This window comes from Rhodothermales bacterium, from assembly GCA_040221055.1.
Classification (GTDB): Bacteria; Bacteroidota; Rhodothermia; order Rhodothermales; family UBA10348; genus 1-14-0-65-60-17.
Map to the genome: position 1 here is coordinate 182591 of JAVJVN010000011.1, position 20355 is coordinate 202945.

A 20355-nucleotide genomic window follows, 5' to 3' on the forward strand; every position below is an offset into this window, starting at 1 on the left:
GTGAAAGTAATCCGATTCACGCCCGGGCCAGCTTCCATGCTTCCCGGAGCGTCACGAGTATGGCCCAGGCCAGTGCGACCACCACGCCCAGGATGACGATTTCCCGCCAGGGCGATGGTACGAAGCGCATGCCGAGGATCATGAGTACGATGGCGACCAGCATGCCCCACGCGCGGGCCAATGTCCTCCAATCTGCGCCGATGAGTCCCATGCCGTACAACGGGGCCAGCAGGCCGTACAGCAATGGTGGGGAAACCAGCAGATGCTCCGCGCGCGAGCGGAGTCGGGGAAGGAATCCGCGCTGGATGGCCAGGACGCCCTCGCCGAATCCGAACGCGACCAGGCTGACAACCGTGGCTGCCCAATGCACGGCCGTGAATTCATCGAATGGAGCCTCCAGCGCCATGGGAACGAGCCTCCACAGCCCGCGCAGTACGATCAATGCGAATCCCACAAGGCTCCAGACGGCAAATGCACGTCCTGTCATTCAGCTCAGCGGGTAATGTAGTTTTCCAGTTGTTCGATGAGGTTCTCCTGGTCCTTGAGCTTGCATTTGACCAGGTCACCCATCGAGACCATTCCCACGACCCGACCGTTTTCGACCACCGGCAAGTGCCGGATGCGCCGGTCGGTCATGAGGGACATCGCTTCGTCCACGGACACCGATTCGGGTGCGGTAATCACCCGTTCCGTCATGACATCGGCCACCCGCGTCTCCTTCGATGCCTTGCCCTGAAGGATGACCTTCCGCGCGTAATCCCGCTCGGAAATGATGCCTACGAGCTGCACATCGTCCAGCACAACCAACGCGCCCACCCCTCTATGTGCCATGACCTCAATGGCGGTATATACCGATGCATCCGGCCGTACCGACCAGACATCGCGACCTTTCCTGTGCAGGATATGCTTGATGCTTGTCATGGTGTTCTCCTCCGTTGATTGGGAACGATGTGCAGAAGTCCGGAGAGCATGGCCAACGCCAGAAAAGCGCCCGTGTACAGCTTGGCCGATTCTTCCAGGATGTGGGAGAGGGTAGTAGGTGGATCAGAAATCGAGTCGATGACGGTATGCGCGAGGAACATCACGAAACCCGCAACGAGCAGCGCGAGCATGTTCGGATACCGGAGCAGGACGGGCAGGAACCATGCGCCTACCAGCAACGCGGCGCATCCGTAGAGCAGGACCAACGCATCGTTCCAATTGCGGAACGGACCGGAATCCGGCGCTGCATCGCCCATCATGCCGCCCAGTCGTTCGTGGATCTGCAGCAATTCATCGATGGCCAGAAGGCCCAGACCCGCCGCGGCGCAGAACCAGAAAAGGCGCGCCGCTCGCGGTTCGCCCGCACCGGACAGCATCCACGCCACAAGCGAAAACGACGAGGCCGCTGCCAGGTAGAGTGCGGAAAGCACGGTCACCGAACCGCGTTCATCCGAAAAGTTGAACTCGGCGACTTCGCCGCCGGGGACCAGTACGACGGAAAGCCCAAGCCACACCGCAGTTGCGCCGACCGTTGCCACGATCGGCCCTTTCATGTCCGATGTCGCGGCGCGGCGATTGAGGGTCGCTTCGGCGACCCGGGATTTCCAGGATTGGACTATTTGCATGCTTTCGTGGCGCACCCGGTGGATGCCTCTCTCAGTTCTGGCGCAGCATGTTGCCTCGTGGCTGTTTGCGCCGGGGGTTGTTCAATTTCGTCGGGATATCCCAACGGAATTGCCCGTTTTGTTTGTACACGTGACCGTCTTTCATCACGAACCGGACGTCATAGAGGGCGGCAATGTCGTCCAGCGGGTTGGCGGGCATGGCAATGACGTCGGCATTCCGACCGGCCGCAATACGACCCGAGTTGGCACCGAGCAGATCTGCCGCATGCATGGTGGCCATGCGCAGGATGTGGGCATTCGGCAGTTCCGCATCCACGTAGCTGAACAGGAAGCTGATGGTCTGTTCGCCGCGGGTACGGCCTTCCTCATAGTAAACCACGTCAGATCCGAAGGCCATCGGCACACCCAGGGCATACGCACGCTTGTTGCGGTCGATGTTCGATTGGTAGCGTCGATCGCCCACCCGTGATGCCGGAAAGTCCGTCCCGACCAGGTATGTGCCGCGGTCCTTCATCAATTGCAGGGTTTCGTCGCTCGGACTGAATCCGTGTTCGATGGAGTCCACACCGCCGAGAACCGCATTCCGGATGCCTTCATCGGATGTCGCATGGGCCATGACGCCGACGCCCATGGCATGTGCTTCGTCAACGGCTGTCTTGACGTCCTCGACCGAATAATAGTAGGGTTGGTTGTCGATGATGAGTTTCACGAACGTGGCGCCGTAATGCACATTTTCCCGGACCGCGCGGATGATTTCCTCCTTCGAATCGGCATAGAAGTATTCCGGCTCACCCAATGCCGGTTTCTCAGGGTTCATCTGGAACTGTCCGCCGAAAGGGGCAATCATGCGACCGGCCGTTACCATGTTCGGGCCGGGAATCCAGCCGCCTTCAATGGCACGGCGCAGCGTTACATCACCGTAGAGTCCGTTGTTGCCGGTATCCCGGACCCAGACGAAGCCGGCCTCCAGCATGGATCGCGCCAGCATGGTGCCCTGTGCCACACGCATGGACGTGTCCTCGATGAGGGATGCGTAATAGTAGGAGCCATGGTCATCGATGTCGGATCCGTCCATTTCCTGCAGCGCCAGATGCGTATGCGCATCGATCAGCCCTGGCATGACGTACTGGTCAGACAGATCCACGACCAATGCATCGGACGGTGCCTGGACCGAGGGTCCGACCTGTGTGATCTTGCCATCGACCACCAGGATTTCCTGGTTGTCCAGGATCCGCCCATTTTCCACATCGATCAGATGGCCGGCTCGGATGACGTGCGTCTGTGCCAGGGACGGAGGTGCTGCGATCATGAATATGAGGGCTGCAGCACTCAGGAAACGGAAAGCGGGGGTGATTTTCATGAATCCGGTGGGTTTGTGGATATCCCATTGTACACAAAGGACATGGAGATATGCTACATACCGTACATTCAACCATTCATCGGACCCTTCCCGCCGCGCGCCACTCGGGGTCATCCTGCAAGCAAGCACACGTGATCAAGTCGATTCTTGACGTCGGATACCCTGGCGCCACCATTGCTGTCCTCCTGCTGATTCAGTCGCTGCATCCTGAGCTGCTGATGGCACAGGCCAAGGTCACAGAAGTGGGACAGCCCGCCATTCAGTACTTCAGTCCACGAACGTACGGCGCACCGAACCAGAATTTCGGATTGGCGCAGGATGAGGATGGCGTCATGTATTTCGCCAACCGCTCCGGCGTCCTTGAGTATGACGGCGCACGGTGGCGCCTGTCCCGCTCTCCGGACGACCGGACCGTTTGGGCGGTGGTTCCCTTCCCGGGGGGGCCTGTGCTGGCTGCCGGAGATGGATTCATTGCTGTACTGGGCGAAATCGGGCAGGAGGACATGGTCTCCATTCGCTTTGTGGACGGAGAAATTCGAAGCGGTGTACGGCACGATTCCACGGTGTACTTCACCGATGCAACCGCCATTCACACGTGGCGCCGGGAAGAAGGCTTTTCCCGATGGAAACAGGGGACCGCGTTCGGAAGGGTCTTCTCTGTCGCAGGCAAACTGTATGTGCACGATATCGCGCGTGGTCTGCTGGTCAAGGAAGACGACATGCTCGTTCCAATTCCGGGCGGGGAACGTTTCAAGGAACAGGTCATCTTCGCGCTCATGGCTGATGGCGGAAGGGGGCTGATTGTCGGCTCCCAAGAGGGATTGCATAGACAGTATGGATCGGAGTTTCGACCCTGGTCCACGGAGGCCGATGCCCTGCTGGCTGGAACCGAAACGTCCCATGCCATCCTGCTTCCCGATTCCACGATCGGTTTCGGATCCAATCGTGGACTGGTGGTCATTGATCGTGACGGTCGTCTTTTGCGCCATATCGATGACAGCTCGGGCCTCCAGAATGAGCTGGTGGAACGCTTGCTCGTGGACCGGCAGCAAGGGCTGTGGCTGGCCCATCAGAACGGTATTTCGCGACTGGAATTTCCGACATCGATCACCCGCTTCAACGATGTGGCCCTCCAGGGGGCCGAATCGATCGTGCGGCACAGTGGACGCCTGTACGTGTCAACGCGTACCGGTTTGATGGTCCTGGACCCCGTTCGTACACCCGGGCGTGCGGCCTCCTTCCGGCAGCTGGGTGGCGTCACGACGGAGTGCTATGGTCTCCTGTCCGTCCCCGAAGCCCTCCTGGCAGCCTGCGAAGCCGGTGTCTATGCGTTGGACGGACCCGATGGCGCGGCAACCCTGGTCAGACCGAGCCGCGCGGCCATCGTGTTGACCCGTTCGCGGACCCATCCGGACGTGGTGTGGGTCGGGGAAGCCGACGGCATGGGGCGATTGCGCTTACGGAATGGACGGTGGTCTGACGACGGGAGCCTGGCCGGAACGAACGGATTCGTGCGCCACCTGGAAGAGGACGTGAATGGCCATGTCTGGTTGGCCACGCGCTTGTCGGGAGTCCAGCGCATCCGGTACCCGGCCTACGAAGAACCCGAGGTGGAAACCCTGGGGCCGGAATCGGGCTTGCCGGACGGCCGTCTCAGGGTCTTCCGCGTCGATGACGGTATCCTGATCGCGACACGGGATGGGCTGTACAGCGTGCAGGAATCCGGTCACGTCGTGCCCGATTCAACGTTCGACGTGGGTGTGGTGTCACGGTTGGTACAGGCGGGAAACCGCGACGTCTGGATGGTGTCCGACAGAGGAATAGCCCGATTCCGTGCCGGGGATGACGGGAAGTTCGGTCGTGCCGAATACCCCTTCCGGAGTGTTACGATGTTCGACACCTATGCCCTGTATCCGGAATCGACCGGCATCTCATGGGCCGGCGGTGCTGAGTCCCTGTATCGCTACGACGAGCATGCGCAGCGCACGTTCGATTCCGGTTTCGACACGCTGCTGCGCGGCGTGATAGTCATCCCGGGTGACAGTGCCTTGGCCGTGACATCCACACCCGTCCTGGCATACGATCGGAATTCGCTACGGATGTCGTTTGCCACAGCACGATTCAATGACGTATCGGGTGCGGAATACCGGACCTTCCTGGATGGATACGATGTCGATTGGTCAACCTGGTCCACGCGCTCTGATCGTGACATTCTCCGGCTTCGGGAAGGGACGTATCAATTCCTGGTCCAGGGTCGGGACCCGTCCGGTGTGCTCGGCAGTCAGGCTTCGTTCACGTTCAGGATCCTGCCTCCGTGGTGGCGAACCAGCGCGGCATACGTCCTGTACCTGGTGCTGTTTTTCGGACTGACGGCGACCGTGGACCGGTTCAGACGAACCCGCATTGAACGCCGTGAGCGGGTGAGGGCGTCGATTTCCGAAGCCAAATTGCGTGCATCGTTCGCCGAACAGCGGGCAGATGACCTGAAGCAGATGAATGACTCGCGATCACGCTTCTTCACATCCATCTCGCACGAGTACCGGACCCCACTGACACTCATCATGGGTCCACTGGAAGACCTCATGGAACGTTCGGGTCCTGAGTTGGCGGCCGATGCGCGCGAGGACATTTCCATGGCCCTCAGGAATGTCGGACGCCTGACACATCTGACGAACCAGTTGCTCGACATCGCTCGCCTGGAATCCGGTCAACTTACTCTGTCCCCAACCGTGATTGACATGGGGGCGTTCGTTCAGGAAATGAAGACCGTGTTCCAGTCTGCCGCCGACAAGAAGCGGCTGAGTCTTCTTGTGGACGTGGCTGACGCGCCCGTCGCTTCCATGGTCGACCCGGAGCACATGGAGAAGGTCTTCTTCAACCTTCTGGCGAATGCCGTCAAATACACGCCCCCGGGCGGTGTGGTCCGAATGGCCGTGGTGTTGTCCCCGCCCGGTTACATCCGGATTACAGTCGCGAACTCGAACGCAGGAGTGACGGCCGAAGATGTCCCGCGCTTGTTCGAACGATTCTTCCGGTCGCGAACGGCACGGGATGGCGGCGGGGTGGGTACCGGCATCGGTCTGTCCATCGTGAAGGACCTGGTGGAACTGCACGGCGGCACCGTCCATGCTGAAGCAGACGTGCACGGCACGTTGACGATCACCGTCCGGCTGGAACGGGTCGATGGTGATGCCATTCCGGGCACCATCCATGTCGGATCGCTGACGGCACTGTTGGAGTCGTTCGAGGAGGACCGCACGATTCCGGATACCGTGCTTGCCGAGGATACCGCTGAAGACCGCCCGTGCGTGCTGATCGTGGAGGACAATGCCGAACTCCGGCAGCTCATTGCCCGCCGGCTTCGCCCTCGCTTCCGTGTCGCCATGGCCTCCGACGGGTTGGATGGGCTTGCCAAAGCGCGCAGCGTGATTCCTGATTTGGTCATCAGCGATGTCATGATGCCCGGCATGGACGGGTACGAACTGTGTAGCGCCATGAAGCATGACGATGAGTTGGCGTTCATCCCGGTCATTCTACTGACGGCCTTGAGCTCCGTTGAAGATCGTATTTCAGGGCAGGAGGGAGGTGCGGATGCGTTCCTCTCGAAGCCCTTCAATGATCGGGAATTGGAGGCCACCGTGGACCGGCTGCTTCGCGGGCAACAGCGGCTCCGGGCCGTGTTGGCAGAGCGTGACGGGAGCGTCCCCGCACCGGCAACAACGTTTGCCGATGTGGAAGACGCCATGCAGCACGACACCCTCATGCGCAGTATTGATCACGGACTGCACGATGAAGACTTTTCGGTCGATGTGATAGCCGCCGGAATAGACGTGAGCCGCGCGACGCTGTACAGGATGACCACGAAGCTGACGGGGATGTCGCCGGCTGCCCTCCTGCGGCAGCGCCGGCTGGACAAGGCCGCATCGCTCATAGCTGAGCAAGCCGGCAATATTGGCGAAGTCGCCTACTCCGTGGGCTTCAAAAGCGTATCGCACTTTACACAGGCCTTCCGAGAGCAGTTTGGGCATACGCCGTCACAACACCGCGGAAATGCCGACGAAGATGCCAAAATGGGACGTTTTGAGTAGCTGGCGACAAACGTTGACCGGATTCCGATAACGGGAAAGGGCACGCGGGGGGTAGTCTTGGGAGGTCCTTAAACAAGCACAAGCACTACCCCTCACCGGGCTCACAAATGAAAAACGTACTATCAGGTTGTCTGTTGGCAGCCATGATTTTTGCTGGTTGCGACTCCACGGCGCTGCAAGGCACCGAGGACGCATCGAACGAGCAGGCCGTAGTCTCTCAGACTGAAGGCACCCACCCATTGAACGCCAATGCCCCTGAAATCCAGGAGCGGCTCGGCAAGTCGGACGGTTCAATCATCTCCAATGGCACACTGCGACTGGGGGTAAACCGTGAGGGTAACCTCAACGTCCAGACCTACCCGACCTCGTATGCAGGTAACTGGGGTGTCGGACTCCAGTACATTTCTCCGAACGGCGGCGAATACGAATCCACTTTCCAGGGCTGTACCTGTGAAGGATGGGGCGTCGCAGATGCCGTTTCAGGTGTCAGCGGAGATGCGAATGATGCATTCGGTTACAACAATGTTGCCGTAGAGAGCTTCGTTGCCGACGGCGTGACCGCAACATCGGTTGTGAACGTTGGCGGTGTGTTTCGCGTAACGCATGCATACGCTCCTTCAGCTGCGACTCCGAACTTCTACGAAGTATCGGTTTCCATCGAGAACATCTCTGGAGCCGCCGTCAGTGATCTTCGGTATTCACGCGTGATGGACTGGGACATCGATCCAACGCCATTCAGTGAAATCGTAACGGTTCAGGGAACGGCTGGCGCGAGCTCCGTGCTTCTGGCCGGCGACAATGGTTTCAACTCTTCAAATCCCCTCGTCCCTCGCTACTCATCCGTTTATGGGGACTTCGTTGACAACGGCCCGACCGATCACGGGGCATTCTTCGACTTCGGTTTCGGCGCGCTGGGTGCAGGTGAAACCTTTTCGTTCAAGACGTTTTATGGAGCGGCTGGTTCAGAAGTGGACGCTCTTGCTGCGCTGGGCGCTGTAAAGGCTGAAGTATATTCTTTGGGTCAGAGCAACGGCAACGCCGATACCGGATCACCGGCAACGTTCATGTTTGGCTTCAAAGGCGTGGGTGGCGACGTCCAGTTCCCGACCAACGAAGCTCCAACAGCAGACGCTGGTGCTGATCAGGCACTTTCAGCTGGCCAGGTTGCCGTTCTTGACGGTTCAGGTTCTTCCGATCCAGATGGAGACGAACTGACCTACTCATGGGTTGACAGCAACAATCAGGAAGTCTCCACAGAGGCAACTCTTGATCTCGGCGCTCTGAACACCGGCACCTACGCGTTCACTCTCACGGTAAGCGACGGTGAGTTTGCCGACTCGGACGACGTTGCCGTTGTGGTGACCCCTGCTGCACTCTGGTTTGATATCAAGCCGGACGACACGAGCAATCGGATCAATTCCAAAAACAAAGGGGTCATCCCTACAGCCATTCTGGGTTCAGCAGGCTTTGACGTCAGCACCGTTGATGTTTCGAGCCTGGTCTTCGGCCCGGGGCAGACGCCTGAAGCACACGGCGAAGGTCACTCGGAGGACGTGAATGGCGATGGCTTCATGGACCTCGTGCTGCACTTCAGCACGCAGGGTTCCGGCCTCGCCAAGGGCGATACCGAAGGCTGTGTCTCCGGAATGACCCTGGACGGGTTTGATATCGCAGGATGCGACTACGCAGACGTATTCAAATAGGCTGTTGAATCGTCAAGATGTTCGACCTTGATTCCGGGGTCGATGGGAATTGCCCCGGCAGACATCAGTCTGCCGGGGCAATCTCTTTTGTGCAAGAGCTGCCATTCGATGGGGCTGTTACATCGAGAGCACGGTTGAATACGGCAGATTGAACAGATATCGAAAGAGGTTGACCGGATTTCGATAACGGGATACGGCTCGTGGGGGGTACTCTGGGGAGGTATCGCCACACGCACTCGTCACTCCACTCAACGTCATGCAGCAACGTACGCTTCAACTTCTCTTTCTCTGCGCAGTCTCCATCGGACTGCTGTTTCCCGCAGACGCCGGGGCCCGGCAATTGGCGAACCAGGTATTCCAGAGCGATGCGCTCGTCGACACGTGGGACCCGATCTTTCCGGCGTTCGCCGATCCGGCGTGGCCGTCGACGGTCTGTACGGTTGAGCCGGGCGTCGGCCTGAATGCAGCATGGACCAACCCGCACAAAGCGTTTGCCTTCGGAACGAACGTTCATCCGTGGCAGGGTGGGGCCATTGCAAACGGCTTCACCGCCCAGTGGATCAACGCTTGGAGCAACCTCACATCGCGCGGTCCGTCAGGCCACAGTTGGACCAAATATGCGACGGAAGTCTCCGGTGAAGGCGAATTTGTCCTTCAATTGTTGGCCGACAACTGTTCCTGGGTCTATCTGGATGGTCAGTTGGTCGGTTATCAGGGTGCATACTGGAGCTATGACACCTTGGTCTATCCGGTGACGCTGTCCGGTACGCAGACGCTTGAGTTCATCATCTACGACGGAGGTGGTTTGGCGGGTGGCATGTACCGTCTGGAGACGAATTCCGGGACCGTGTTTGCCGACACGGACAACGACGGTTTGACCGATCCGCAGGAAGTGCTGTACAGCACCGACCCGACCAACCCTGATTCGGACGGGGACGGCATCAGCGACGGTGACGAAGTGGCCGCCGGAACGGATCCGAACACGCCGGATGTCTTTGACACGGACGGTGATGGCGTTCCGGACGACGAAGACCTGTGTGCGGCCTCGGTATTTGATACGATGGAGCTCAACCCCAACCAGTGGGCACTCCGGGAAGGCTCGACCGACTTCATCCAGGGATTGACCCGCAAGGGCACGTCGTCGGGTGGTTCCTACTCCGTTGCTGAGACGGGAGGCTGTTCCTGCTCCGACATCGTGGAGGCTGCTGGTCATGGCCAGGGACACCTCAAGAAGGGCTGCTCGAACAGCGTGATGGCAAACTGGGCAGCGCACGTGGCCAGCACGTTGGGCAAGGGAGGCGTGCCATCCGCGCCGCTGAGCCAGCGCCTGGATGCGAATCAGGAGGCTGCCAGCGGCGCGCTTCCGACGGAATTCGTGCTGACGGGCAACTACCCGAACCCGTTCAATCCGCAGACCAGCATCCAATTCGGTCTGCCGGAAGCGGCCCACGTCACACTCGCGGTCTATGACCTCATGGGTCGTCGGGTGCGAATGCTGGTGGATGGTCCGATGTCGGCCGGTATGCACCAGGCGAGCTTCGATGCCGGGTCTCTGCCGAGCGGGGCGTATCTGTATCAGCTCACGTCGCCCGCAGGCACCATCACCAAGACCATGCTGCTGCTGAAGTAGGCGCAACTCCTCAACTGAAAGGCATTGGGGCCCGTCCGGACATGTCCGGACGGGCCCCACGCATATTCCGGCGGCGTGAACACAGACCCTGAATGAACCTTCCCGTGGCTTTGGTTATCGATGACGACCCGGAACTGCGGGCATACATCGTGCGGCGCCTGGCGCCGTATTACGAGACCCGGGAAGCGGGGACGTGCAGCGTGGCTCTCGATTGCCTCGAGGAGCATGTGCCCGATGTCATCCTGCTTGACATCGGATTGCCGGACACGGACGGTGCCACATTCTTCCACGTCATCCGATCCCGACCGGAATGGGCGAACATACCGATTTTGCTCATGACCGGGTTTTCGTTGGCAATGGTCTTCCCGGGTCAACTGCCGCTCAGGACGGCCTATCTTCCAAAGCCATTCACGTCGAGGTCCTTGCTTCTCGCGCTGGAGGGCCTCACGGAAAAATGAACGGTGCCTGCGTGCGAGATTGCCCGCGCCCCCGTATTCTGTGCGCGGGCACAGGCTATGGTTGCCTGATCTCGAGCGAGTGCCATCACACCAGAAGGAATACCATCATGAAGAAGAACATGGGAACCGCGGACCGGACCATCCGGGTCATTGTTGCGCTGGTCGTTGCTTACCTCATTTACGCCGGTACGCTCTCGGGTACGTGGGCGATTGTCGCCGGCATTGCCGCAGCCGTGTTCGTGCTGACCAGCGTTGTGAGCTTCTGTCCGCTCTACGCGCCGTTCGGCCTGTCGACCTGCAAGACGCGTTCAAACAACGCGTAGAGGTACGGCCGATGCCCGCCTGTCGGGCTGGTGTAGTTCCGGTGTTCGTGCCGGACAAGACGGAAGTCGCGTCCGAGCCGGTCGAGCAGGCCGCCTTCCGTGTAGCGAAGGACGTCACGTCCGGCGCAACGAGTCACTCCGTGCTCGGCGAATTCCGCGAAAAAGGCAAATCCTCCGGGGCGCACCATGCGACGGAGATTGGCGAAATAGCCGTCCAGCGCCCGTTCGTCCAGCAGGAAATGCAGGACCGCACGGTCGACCCAGGCGTCCACGGACGGCAGAACGGGGGGCAATGGCGTTGAGATATCCTGACACAGCCAGGAAACACCGGTCCGGGTTCCGATGCGGTCCCGCAGGCGGTCCAACGCCTCGCTGCTGATGTCATTGACCATCAAGTGGTGCCCACGCTCCAGGAGCGCATCGATCAGGCTGGTTGTGCCTGCGCCGGGCAGCAGGATGAGGGCATCTTCCGCCAAGGCCATTTCGTCGATGTACGCCATGGACGGGGATACATCGGGCTCAAACCAGCCCAGATCCTCGTCAGGCGTACCGCGGAAAACCGCATTCCAGTGATCCTGGTCGCTCATTCAATACCGACGAGTTCCACGTCGAACAACAGCGTGGCTCCCGGCGGAATAACGCCTCCGGCGCCACGGTCGCCGTATCCGAGTTCCGGAGGAATAACGAGCAGACGCCGCTCACCGACCCTCATGCCGGCTATGCCTTCATCCCAGCCCTGGATGACACGTCCGACACCCAGCGGAAAACGCAGGGGATCACCCCTGTCGCGTGAGCTGTCGAACTTCTGCCCTTTGTTTTCCGGCGCGGATTCATCATACAACCAGCCGGTGTAGTGCACGACGGCCACAGGGCCTGGCGAAATCGTGTCACCCGATCCTTCCGTTACGATCGTAATGGCGAGACCGGAATCGGTGGTGTCGGCGGCTGGAGCCTCAATGGCCGGTGCAGACACTTCCGTGTCCGGATCGACCGATTCGGCCGACTCTGAACCGCAGCCGGATAACATCAGCAGGGCAATGGCAAGCAGGGGACAGGTTTTCATTGTTCGGGAAATCAGTCTTTTTTACGCTCCTTGATGGACTGTACCAGCGAATCCCACGAGGCTTCGATCCGGTCCGTCAGTGCTTCCCATTTGTCTTCGCCGGCGTCAGCCAGCTCTTCGAGCCGGTCCTCGATTTCGTCGATTTTCTTCTTGAACCTGATCTCAGCATCGGCGCTCGCGCCCGAAGCACGCGCCTTCAGTTTGTCCAGGTCCGCTTTGAGCTCGTCGAGCTGCGCGCGCATTCTCTGCTGGTAAAGTTTCTTGTCACTCATAGGGTGCCTCATTCAGTCTGTTCATACTTCGTTGAATGCGAAAGGACGCTTTCTGTTGCTTCACCCATGCGGAGTCAGTAGACTTTACGTCGTCACCAAACGAGATCGTCATGCGCCGCCGAACCCTGCTGCTCGCTCTTTTTCTGTTCGCTGCTTCGTCCGCATGGGCCCAGGACGGGTACATGGAACCCGCCCCGGCCCTGAAAGCGCTCGTCGACGCGCCACTCACGCCGAATGTGTCCATCGGCCCGGATGCCCGGACCATGCTGCTGATGACGCCGCAGGACGTTCCGACCATCGCCCAACTCGCCGAGCCGGAGCTGCGTCTGGCGGGCACACGGATCAATCCGGCCAACAACGGGCCGAGCCGGAGTTCGTACGCGACGGCCATGGCGATTGCCAGCGTTGATGGGGGCGCGGAGCGTCCCGTCATGGGCATTCCCGCTGAGGGGTGGATTGGCTATGGTGCGTGGTCACCTGATGGCACGCATTACGCTTTTCCGGTGACCTTCAGCGACCGGATTGAATTGTACGTGCTCGAATTGGGCAACGGACGCGCCCGGCAGGCCTTGGACCGGCCGCTGAACGGCGTTGGAGGGCGCGCATTCACATGGATGCCGGACAGCCGGACCCTGCTCGTCCGCGCTACGGCCGCTGACCGCGGCGCCATGCCGACCCGTCCTGCCGTCCCGGCAACCCCGGTCATCCAGGAAAACATCGGCAAGGAAGCGCCGGCGCGGACCTACCAGGACCTGCTCGAAACACCGTACGACGAGGATCTCTTCGCGTGGCTCATGGCATCGGATCTGCTGCGCGTATCGCTCGACGGAACGGTTCAGGATTTCGGCGCATCGGGAATGATCACCTCCATGGATCCGTCACCCGACGGCCGATTCGTGCTGACCGAGACCGTGCATCGTCCATTCTCCTATCTCGTGCCGTGGTCCCGTTTTCCGAATCGGATTGAAGTCTACACGGCCGAAGGCCTTCCCGTGCGTGTGATCGAGGACCAACCGCTCATGGAGGAGGTACCGACGGGGTTCGGTTCCACGACGACCGGTGTGCGATCCATTGGCTGGCGGCAGGATGCGCCCGCCATGCTGGCATGGGTGGAGGCCCTGGATGGCGGTGATGGCAACGTGGAGGTCGATCTGCGGGATGCCGTGATGGTGTTGCCGGAGCCTTTTGAAGGCGATGCGACGACCTTGGTGCGCTTACCCTTGCGCTACGCCGGAATGACCTGGAGCGACGAAGGATACGTTCTGGTGAGTGAGCGATGGACGTCCACGCGGGAATTCCGGACCTACCGGGTTTCGACGGACGGGACAGGCGGCGATCCGGCCGTTGTGTTCGACTATTCCTACGAGGACCGGTATGCCAACCCCGGTTCGCCCATGACCGATGTGGATGCGCGCGGTCGTCGGCTGCTGCTCACGGAAGCCGACGGGAACGTCATTTATCTGACGGGTCAGGGTTCGTCGCCGGATGGAGACCGTCCGTTCCTGCGCCGCTATGACATGCGGACAGGGGAGACGGAAGAACTATTCCGTTCCGAGGCTCCGTACTACGAGCGTCCTGTGGCGTGGCTGGACGCCGCTGAGGGCACGTTCCTGACACTCAGGGAATCGAACGCCGAACCGCCGAACTATTTCGTCCGGTCCGTGGCCGGAGGAGAACCCCGTGCTGTGACGAACTTCCCGCACCCGTATCCGGAGATGGACGCCATCTCCAAAGAGTCCATTTCGTACGATCGGGGGGACGGTGTGCCCCTGTCGGCCACGCTCTATTTGCCCGCCGGATATGACAAGGACCGGGATGGCCCGTTGCCTGCGCTCGTCTGGGCGTATCCGCGGGAGTTCAAGAGCGCTGCAGCGGCAGGCCAGATGTCGGGCTCCCCCTACACATTCAAGCGCGTGTCGTATTCGGGCGCCGTTCCGTACGTCACCCAGGGATACGCCGTCATCGACAATGCCTCCATGCCCATCATTGGCGAAGGGGATGCGGAGCCCAACGATACATTCGTGGAGCAACTGGTCATGAACGCACAGGCGGTCATTGACGAGGGCGTCCGTCGCGGTGTGGTGGATCCGGAGCGGGTAGCCATCGCGGGTCATTCCTACGGCGCGTTCATGACGGCCAACCTGCTGGCCCACTCCGATCTGTTCCGGGCGGGTATTGCGCGCAGTGGCGCTTACAACCGATCCCTCACGCCGTTCGGATTCCAGGCGGAGCCGCGGACGTTCTGGGAGGCTCCCGAAATCTACTTCGAGATGTCACCTTTCATGAACGCCGACAAGGTCAACGAACCGATCCTGCTCATCCACGGCGTCGCCGACAACAATTCCGGCACGTTCCCCATCCAGAGCGAGCGCTTCTACCACGCGCTGAAGGGCAACGGGAGCACAGCCCGACTGGTCATGCTCCCCCACGAAAGCCATGGCTACCGGGCCCGCGAATCGCTGCTCCACGTGCTGTGGGAAACCCACACGTGGCTCGATACGCACGTGAAGAACGCTCCGGACCGCGGCGTGGAGATGAAGAAGCCGACGGGGTGATGGCGGCCTAAAAGACCATCCCGACGTTGATGATGCGGAACGTCGGCACGAACCGCAGGTCAAAATCGGCGTCCTTGGATGCGTAAATGCGCTTCAGTCCGAAACCGATGCCTGCGTAGAAGTTTTCGTTCTTGCCCATGATCCAGCTGTGGTTCACATCGAATCCGGCCCCGAAGAACGTGCCTTCATCCCCGACGTGCGTCAGGCCAGCCTTGACCCCGAAGGCCCAGCCATCCAGCGGATTGCCCTGCGGATAGAGGCGCAGGAACACGTCTGAGTTGACATACGGATCGGTGCTGCCGAAGTAGGAAGAGCCGCCCACGCCGGCGGTGGTCGACTCTCCGATGACTCGCTCATATTCGGCATTGAACACGTTGAGGAGCAGACCGAATGGGTTGGCCGAGATGACCTGCTGTTTGGGCTCGATGTCCATGCTCTGCGCGCTCGAGGTGCCCACACCGGCAACAGCGATGCAGATCAGCACCAGGGCTGCCAGCACGGTTTGGAAAAAGAGTGATCTCGTGTTCATTGCGGGTCCAGGATGATGGAGTGGAAGCGGATGCGGAGGACGGAGGGGATATGACCTGCAACCGGCAATGTTCTGTATGGCGTGCCCGGGAAGATTTACTCGTCCGCTGCGCGGACTTCGTTAGTCGCATGGAACGCCGAGGCCATGTCAGCGCCCAGCCTGCTCGTTTGAACTCCCTTGGTCGGGAGTTCGAACCCCACCGTACGAAAAATCAAAAGGTCCGCGGGCGGATGCCCACGGACCTTTCGATATGCGTGCCCGGGAAGATTCGAACTCCCGACCTTCTGATCCGTAGTCAGACGCTCTATCCAGCTGAGCTACGGGCACATATGGTGCGCGCGGAAAAAATTCCGAGCGGCCCAGAATATAGGACGACGCACGCTTCCACGGCAAGTGAAGTTTGAATAGAGGCGGCGCAGGGTTCAGAAAACGAGACTGTATCCGGTAAAACGCTCCAGCCGGATGAGGTGCTCGTAGTAGGCCCGCAGCGCACTGTAGAATCGTTCCTCACTGCCAAGGACCATGCGCTGGGTGTCCAACAGCGTCACCAGATCGATCTGGCCGAGGGCATACCCTTCCTGCGTCCGGGCCAGCAGCTCCCGGGACCGGCTTTGTACGACGTCCTGGTATTCCGCCACCATGGCGCGGCTGGTTTCGTACCCGTGCCATGCGACTTCCGCCTCCCGCTTCAAGTCCAGGATGACGGCCGTCCGGTTCCAATCGGTTTCCCGCTCGAAGGCCTCCGCTTCCTGCACCCGGGCCTTCTGCGACGGAGCGCCGAACAGCGGGAGGGAAATGCCAATCTGGAAGCCGTGATGGTCGTACCCGCCGCCCAAGTCCTGGGCATAAATGTCGAATTGCAGGGATGGCAAGGCTGCGGCCTGTTTCGCACGTACACCAAACGCCGCGGCATCGGCCAGTTGATCGGCCATTTCCAGTTCCGGCATGGAATACAGGCGTCCGAGGACATCGTCCTGGCCGATGCCCGGATCCACGTAAAGCAGCGTATCGGGGAAGGAAATGGTGTACTGCTGGTCCTCTTCGTCCAGCCCGATGGAGCGGAATACGCCGTATCGGGCCTCCTGGAACGCCCGTTCCGCATCGAACAGCTTTGCACGGGCGTCCGACAACTGGATGTCCGCCTTCATGCTTTCGAGCGGCGACGCCTCACCGGCTTCCACGCGGGTCACGACGGCGTCCCGCAGGGTGGTGGAGAGGGCCACTTCCTCTTCACGCAGATGCACCATTTCCTGGGCGTGGAGCAAGGTTGTGTAGGCGATTTTTATGGATGCCGTGACGCGCTGTTCTTCTACGTTGAATGCGGCATCCATGGCGGTCCGCTCGGTATCTGCCCGACGATACCGGTACCAGGACGCCAGCGGGAAGTCCAGCTGCTGGGAAACGGTCCATCGCTGTTCCGACAGCGGGGTTACCGGGTCCTGATCCAGTCCCTCCCGGAACCAGGATATCCGGGGCGCAGACACGCCGAAGGTCTGGCGCGTCCGGGCGGACGCACCGGCCATCTGCTCGCGCAGCGCCTGAAGCGCGGGGTGGTGCGTCCGGGCCAGGGAAATGGCCTCATCCACCGAAAGGGTACCGTCCTGTGCGACGGATGGCAGGACGGGGCTGAGCGCCACCATCAAGGGCAGCAGCACGAGGGCCAGAAGACGTGGGTGGCAAACGGGTTTCTTGATCATGACGACGCGTCTTTTTCGAGCCAGTTGTAGATCGTGGGGAGCACCCGGAGGGTCAGCAGGGTGGCCGTGAGCAGGCCGCCGATCACGACCGTTGCCAGCGGTCGTTGTACTTCCGATCCGGGGCCCGTGTTGAAGGCCATCGGGATGAATCCGAGGCTCGCCACCAGGGCGGTCATGAGGACCGGACGCAGCCGGTTTGCGGCGCCTTCGATGGTGGCCCGTCGCACGGTATATCCCGGGCGCGCCCGGAGTTCGTTGAGATGGGCCAGCATAACGACCCCGTTGAGGACGGCCACACCGAACAGGGCCACGAAACCGACGGAGGCCGATACCGAGAGGTACATGCCGCGTGCGAACAGCAGGAAGATCCCGCCCGACATGGCAAAGGGAAGGGTGGCCAGGATCATGATGGCGTGCCGGATCTGTCCGAACATCAAGTAGAGGAGGACCAGGATGATGAAAAGGGCAAGCGGTACGACGAAGTACAGATGCCGCATGGCCCGCTGCTGGTTCTCGAACGCACCGCCGTATTCCAGGAAGATGCCCTCCGGAATCCGAACGTCCGTCCGGATGACCTCCTGGATCTGGGTCACGTAGCTGCCGATGTCGATGTCGGCGATGTTGATGCCGACGATGACCCGGCGCCAACCGTTCTCACGCGCGATTTCGCGTGGTCCTTCCTCGGCCTGGATGGTGGCCACGCGCGAGAGCGGAATGGTGCCGCCGCCCGTCAGTTGGATGGGGACGTTCATGAGGTCTCGGAACGTGGCCCGGATTTCCTCCGGATACCGGGTCACGATGTCGAACCGGCGCTGCCCCTCGAACAACTGCCCGGCCGGCTGTCCCCCGATTCCGGCTTCTATGACCTGCTGAACGTCATTCACGTTCAATCCGTAGGCCGCAATGGCCTCCCGGTCGATGTCCACGTTCAGGTACGGTTGACCAATCGACTTCTCGACGAAAATGTTGTCCGTGCCCGGGAGGCCCGGCAGGACGCGGGCAATGGCGGACGCCGCCGCGTTCAACGAATCGAGATCCTCTCCGTACAGTTTCACGGCGATGTCGCTCTTCACGCCTGATGTCAATTCATCGACCCGCATGGCAATGGGTTGTGTGAAGTTGTACGCCAGGCCGGGCTCGGTCTGGAGGAACGGCTCCATGGCACGGGCAATGCCATCCTTCGTCATCCCGTCGCGCCACTCATCCTCCGGGTGAAGCAGCACCCAGACGTCGGTCTGATGCACGCCCATCCAGTCGTTGGCCAGATCCGATCGTCCGGTTTTCGGCACGACATCCTTGACTTCCGGGACATTCGCCATGACCTGACGTGCGAACCAGTCGGCATTTTCCACCGATTCGGCGAGCGTCACCGACGGCATGCGGATCTGTTCCACCAGGATGGAGCCCTCGTCGAGTTCCGGCAGGAACTCCGTTCCGAGGAAGGGAACGAGGGCCAACGATGCGACGAACACCATGGTTGCCAGCGCGAAGGTCGGTCCTTTCCGGTCCACGTTCCGTTCCAGGAAGGCCTGGTAGCGCGGGCGCAGCCAGTCCATGAGGTAATTCTTGCGGATGCGGACACCCTTCCGGAAAACGATGGCCGCGACGGCCGGGACATAGACCAGGGCCAGCAGAAGCGATCCGAACACCGCCGTTGCCACCGTGATAGCCATCGGTCGGAACAGGATGCCTTCCATTCCGGAGAACGTGGCAATCGGCACATACACCATGAGGATGATGAGCACACCAAAGAAGATGGGGCGGGCCACCTCGTGGGCCGCTTCCCGCAACACTTCGGCCTTCGGCCGATTCTCCTTGTCCGATTCCAGCTTGTGGACCATGTTCTCGATCATCACGACCGAGCCATCCACCACCATGCCGAAGTCGATGGCGCCCAGGCTCATGAGGTTGGCTGCAAGGCCGAATTCACGCATGCCGATGAAGGCAAACAACATGGAGAGGGGGATGACCGATGCCACAATCAGTGCTCCGCTGATCTCTCCCAGGAGCAGCAACAAGACCACGATCACCAGGAATCCGCCTTCAATCAAGTTCACCTTCAGCGTGGACGTGGTACGGTCAATGAGGTCACTCTGGTCATAGAACTTCTCGACGGTGACGCCTTCCGGAAGCCCCTCGTTCACCTGGACCAGTTTCTCCTCGATGGCCTGGATGACCTCCCTGCCGTTTCCGCCGCGAAGCATCATCACGATCCCTGTCACGACCTCACCGCCGCCGTTTTTGGTTACGGCTCCCTGGCGGATTTGCCGGCCCTCGGTCACTTCGGCGACGTCACGGAGGAAGACCGGACGGTCACCCCGGGTGGCGACGATGATGCTGCCGATATCGCTCGCTTCGCGGATGAGTCCGTATCCACGGATGATGTACTGCTCCCGGTTGTGCTCCAGGTAGTTGCCACCGGATACACTGTTGTTCTTGTCAATCGCGGCAATCACGTCGCCGAGGGCAATTCCCGCTGCGCGCAGGCGGTCGGGCTGGATGGTGACATCGAATTGCTTGACGAATCCTCCGAAAGAGTTGATTTCCGTGACGCCGCGTACGGTCTTGAGCTGCGGTGCAACGAGCCAGTCCTGGATTTCCCGCAGTTCCGTCAACGTTCGGCCTTCGCCGGATACCGTGTACTGATAGATTTCTCCGAGTGCTGTCGAGATGGGTCCCAGTTGCGGCGCAGACACCCCGTCGGGCAGTTGATCCCGAACATCCTGCAAGCGTTGGCTCACCATCTGCCGGGCGAAGTAGATATCTGAGCCCTCATCGAACAGGACCGTGACGGCGGACAGCCCGAACTGACTGATGGACCGGACTTCCTGGACTCCGGGCAGCCCGTTCATGGCCGTCTCTATGGGAAAAGAGACCAGCCGCTCAACGTCGAACGGGGAATAGCGCCCGGCCTTCGTGATGACGAGGACCTGTTCCGGCGTGACATCCGGAAGGGAATTGATGGGTATGGTGCGAAGTGCGAAAATGCCTCCAGCGGCCATGAGGGCCACGAGGGAGAGCGCGACGAACTTCTGTCGCAGGCTGAAATCGATGATGCGTTCGAGCATGG

At 60.6% G+C, this 20355-nt stretch carries 16 protein-coding genes and 1 tRNA gene; 6 read left to right on the forward strand and 11 right to left on the reverse strand.

Features of this window, described 5'->3' with window-relative positions; all coding sequences use genetic code 11:
* Nucleotides 1–16: 16 nt before the first annotated feature.
* The 4 genes from RIE53_05465 to RIE53_05480 are packed head-to-tail and all read right to left on the reverse strand — an operon-like array spanning nucleotide 17 to nucleotide 2967.
* Nucleotides 17–487 (reverse strand): hypothetical protein, encoded by a 471-nt coding sequence (locus tag RIE53_05465; protein ID MEQ9104126.1) that lies wholly within the window; start codon nucleotides 485–487, stop codon nucleotides 17–19.
* Nucleotides 488–492: 5 nt separating this feature from the next.
* Nucleotides 493–921 (reverse strand): CBS domain-containing protein, encoded by a 429-nt coding sequence (locus RIE53_05470; GenBank protein ID MEQ9104127.1) that lies wholly within the window; start codon nucleotides 919–921, stop codon nucleotides 493–495.
* A complete protein-coding gene (locus RIE53_05475; GenBank protein ID MEQ9104128.1) occupies nucleotides 918–1607 on the reverse strand; it encodes a hypothetical protein in 690 nt (229 codons plus the stop codon). The genes RIE53_05470 and RIE53_05475 overlap by 4 nt, the downstream gene beginning before the upstream one ends.
* Before the next feature lie 31 nt (nucleotides 1608–1638).
* On the reverse strand, nucleotides 1639–2967 hold the full coding sequence (locus tag RIE53_05480) for an amidohydrolase family protein (protein MEQ9104129.1): 1329 nt from the start codon (nucleotides 2965–2967) through the stop codon (nucleotides 1639–1641).
* Between the two features lie 131 nt (nucleotides 2968–3098).
* Here RIE53_05480 and RIE53_05485 point away from each other — a divergent pair, with 131 nt between their 5' ends.
* From RIE53_05485 to RIE53_05505, 5 genes are all read left to right on the forward strand, one after another.
* The gene (locus tag RIE53_05485) at nucleotides 3099–7055 is read left to right on the forward strand and encodes a response regulator (protein ID MEQ9104130.1); all 3957 of its coding nucleotides are present in this window, start codon (nucleotides 3099–3101) and stop codon (nucleotides 7053–7055) included.
* A 143-nt stretch (nucleotides 7056–7198) separates the two neighbouring features.
* Nucleotides 7199–8758 carry a PKD domain-containing protein gene (locus RIE53_05490; GenBank protein MEQ9104131.1) on the forward strand — a complete coding sequence of 520 codons (1560 nt, stop codon included), beginning with the start codon at nucleotides 7199–7201 and terminating at the stop codon, nucleotides 8756–8758.
* 256 nt (nucleotides 8759–9014) lie between these two features.
* A complete protein-coding gene (locus RIE53_05495; GenBank protein ID MEQ9104132.1) occupies nucleotides 9015–10388 on the forward strand; it encodes a T9SS type A sorting domain-containing protein in 1374 nt (457 codons plus the stop codon).
* A 104-nt stretch (nucleotides 10389–10492) separates the two neighbouring features.
* The gene (locus RIE53_05500; GenBank protein MEQ9104133.1) at nucleotides 10493–10846 is read left to right on the forward strand and encodes a response regulator; all 354 of its coding nucleotides are present in this window, start codon (nucleotides 10493–10495) and stop codon (nucleotides 10844–10846) included.
* 107 nt (nucleotides 10847–10953) lie between these two features.
* Nucleotides 10954–11169 carry a DUF2892 domain-containing protein gene (locus RIE53_05505; GenBank protein MEQ9104134.1) on the forward strand — a complete coding sequence of 72 codons (216 nt, stop codon included), beginning with the start codon at nucleotides 10954–10956 and terminating at the stop codon, nucleotides 11167–11169.
* Here the strand turns inward: RIE53_05505 and RIE53_05510 are convergent.
* From RIE53_05510 to RIE53_05520, 3 genes are read right to left on the reverse strand one after another with little or no spacing between them, the layout of a single operon-like run.
* The gene (locus tag RIE53_05510; GenBank protein MEQ9104135.1) at nucleotides 11118–11756 is read right to left on the reverse strand and encodes a methyltransferase domain-containing protein; all 639 of its coding nucleotides are present in this window, start codon (nucleotides 11754–11756) and stop codon (nucleotides 11118–11120) included. The genes RIE53_05505 and RIE53_05510 overlap by 52 nt on opposite strands.
* On the reverse strand, nucleotides 11753–12232 hold the full coding sequence (locus tag RIE53_05515; protein MEQ9104136.1) for an FKBP-type peptidyl-prolyl cis-trans isomerase: 480 nt from the start codon (nucleotides 12230–12232) through the stop codon (nucleotides 11753–11755). Before RIE53_05515 ends, RIE53_05510 begins: the two co-directional genes overlap by 4 nt.
* Nucleotides 12233–12243: 11 nt before the next feature.
* Nucleotides 12244–12504: a hypothetical protein gene (locus RIE53_05520; protein MEQ9104137.1), complete on the reverse strand. Its 261-nt coding sequence runs from the start codon at nucleotides 12502–12504 to the stop codon at nucleotides 12244–12246.
* 110 nt (nucleotides 12505–12614) lie between these two features.
* Between RIE53_05520 and RIE53_05525 the strand changes: the two genes are divergently transcribed.
* Complete coding sequence (locus RIE53_05525) at nucleotides 12615–15059, forward strand: prolyl oligopeptidase family serine peptidase (protein MEQ9104138.1); 2445 nt, start codon at nucleotides 12615–12617, stop codon at nucleotides 15057–15059.
* Between the two features lie 7 nt (nucleotides 15060–15066).
* Here RIE53_05525 and RIE53_05530 read toward each other — a convergent pair whose 3' ends face one another.
* The 4 genes from RIE53_05530 to RIE53_05545 form a co-directional block, all read right to left on the reverse strand.
* Nucleotides 15067–15558, reverse strand: a complete 492-nt coding sequence (locus tag RIE53_05530; GenBank protein ID MEQ9104139.1) for a hypothetical protein — start codon at nucleotides 15556–15558, stop codon at nucleotides 15067–15069.
* A 283-nt stretch (nucleotides 15559–15841) separates the two neighbouring features.
* Nucleotides 15842–15915 (reverse strand) — tRNA-Arg (locus RIE53_05535).
* Between the two features lie 95 nt (nucleotides 15916–16010).
* Nucleotides 16011–17285 carry a TolC family protein gene (locus tag RIE53_05540; GenBank protein MEQ9104140.1) on the reverse strand — a complete coding sequence of 425 codons (1275 nt, stop codon included), beginning with the start codon at nucleotides 17283–17285 and terminating at the stop codon, nucleotides 16011–16013.
* On the reverse strand, nucleotides 17282–20353 hold the full coding sequence (locus tag RIE53_05545) for a CusA/CzcA family heavy metal efflux RND transporter (protein MEQ9104141.1): 3072 nt from the start codon (nucleotides 20351–20353) through the stop codon (nucleotides 17282–17284). Before RIE53_05545 ends, RIE53_05540 begins: the two co-directional genes overlap by 4 nt.
* Between the last annotated feature and the right edge of the window lie 2 nt (nucleotides 20354–20355).

What these genes read in the sequence shown, in the direction of transcription:
- RIE53_05475 (MEQ9104128.1), bottom strand. Translation starts at nt 1,607, where the DNA reads ATGCAAATAGTCCAATCCTGGAAATCCCGGGTCGCCGAAGCGACCCTC.
- RIE53_05510 (MEQ9104135.1), bottom strand. Translation starts at nt 11,756, where the DNA reads ATGAGCGACCAGGATCACTGGAATGCGGTTTTCCGCGGTACGCCTGAC.
- RIE53_05505 (MEQ9104134.1), top strand. Translation starts at nt 10,954, where the DNA reads ATGAAGAAGAACATGGGAACCGCGGACCGGACCATCCGGGTCATTGTT.
- RIE53_05470 (MEQ9104127.1), bottom strand. Translation starts at nt 921, where the DNA reads ATGACAAGCATCAAGCATATCCTGCACAGGAAAGGTCGCGATGTCTGG.
- RIE53_05545 (MEQ9104141.1), bottom strand. Translation starts at nt 20,353, where the DNA reads ATGCTCGAACGCATCATCGATTTCAGCCTGCGACAGAAGTTCGTCGCG.
- RIE53_05525 (MEQ9104138.1), top strand. Translation starts at nt 12,615, where the DNA reads ATGCGCCGCCGAACCCTGCTGCTCGCTCTTTTTCTGTTCGCTGCTTCG.
- RIE53_05495 (MEQ9104132.1), top strand. Translation starts at nt 9,015, where the DNA reads ATGCAGCAACGTACGCTTCAACTTCTCTTTCTCTGCGCAGTCTCCATC.
- RIE53_05520 (MEQ9104137.1), bottom strand. Translation starts at nt 12,504, where the DNA reads ATGAGTGACAAGAAACTTTACCAGCAGAGAATGCGCGCGCAGCTCGAC.
- RIE53_05480 (MEQ9104129.1), bottom strand. Translation starts at nt 2,967, where the DNA reads ATGAAAATCACCCCCGCTTTCCGTTTCCTGAGTGCTGCAGCCCTCATA.
- RIE53_05540 (MEQ9104140.1), bottom strand. Translation starts at nt 17,285, where the DNA reads ATGATCAAGAAACCCGTTTGCCACCCACGTCTTCTGGCCCTCGTGCTG.
- RIE53_05515 (MEQ9104136.1), bottom strand. Translation starts at nt 12,232, where the DNA reads ATGAAAACCTGTCCCCTGCTTGCCATTGCCCTGCTGATGTTATCCGGC.
- RIE53_05490 (MEQ9104131.1), top strand. Translation starts at nt 7,199, where the DNA reads ATGATTTTTGCTGGTTGCGACTCCACGGCGCTGCAAGGCACCGAGGAC.
- RIE53_05465 (MEQ9104126.1), bottom strand. Translation starts at nt 487, where the DNA reads ATGACAGGACGTGCATTTGCCGTCTGGAGCCTTGTGGGATTCGCATTG.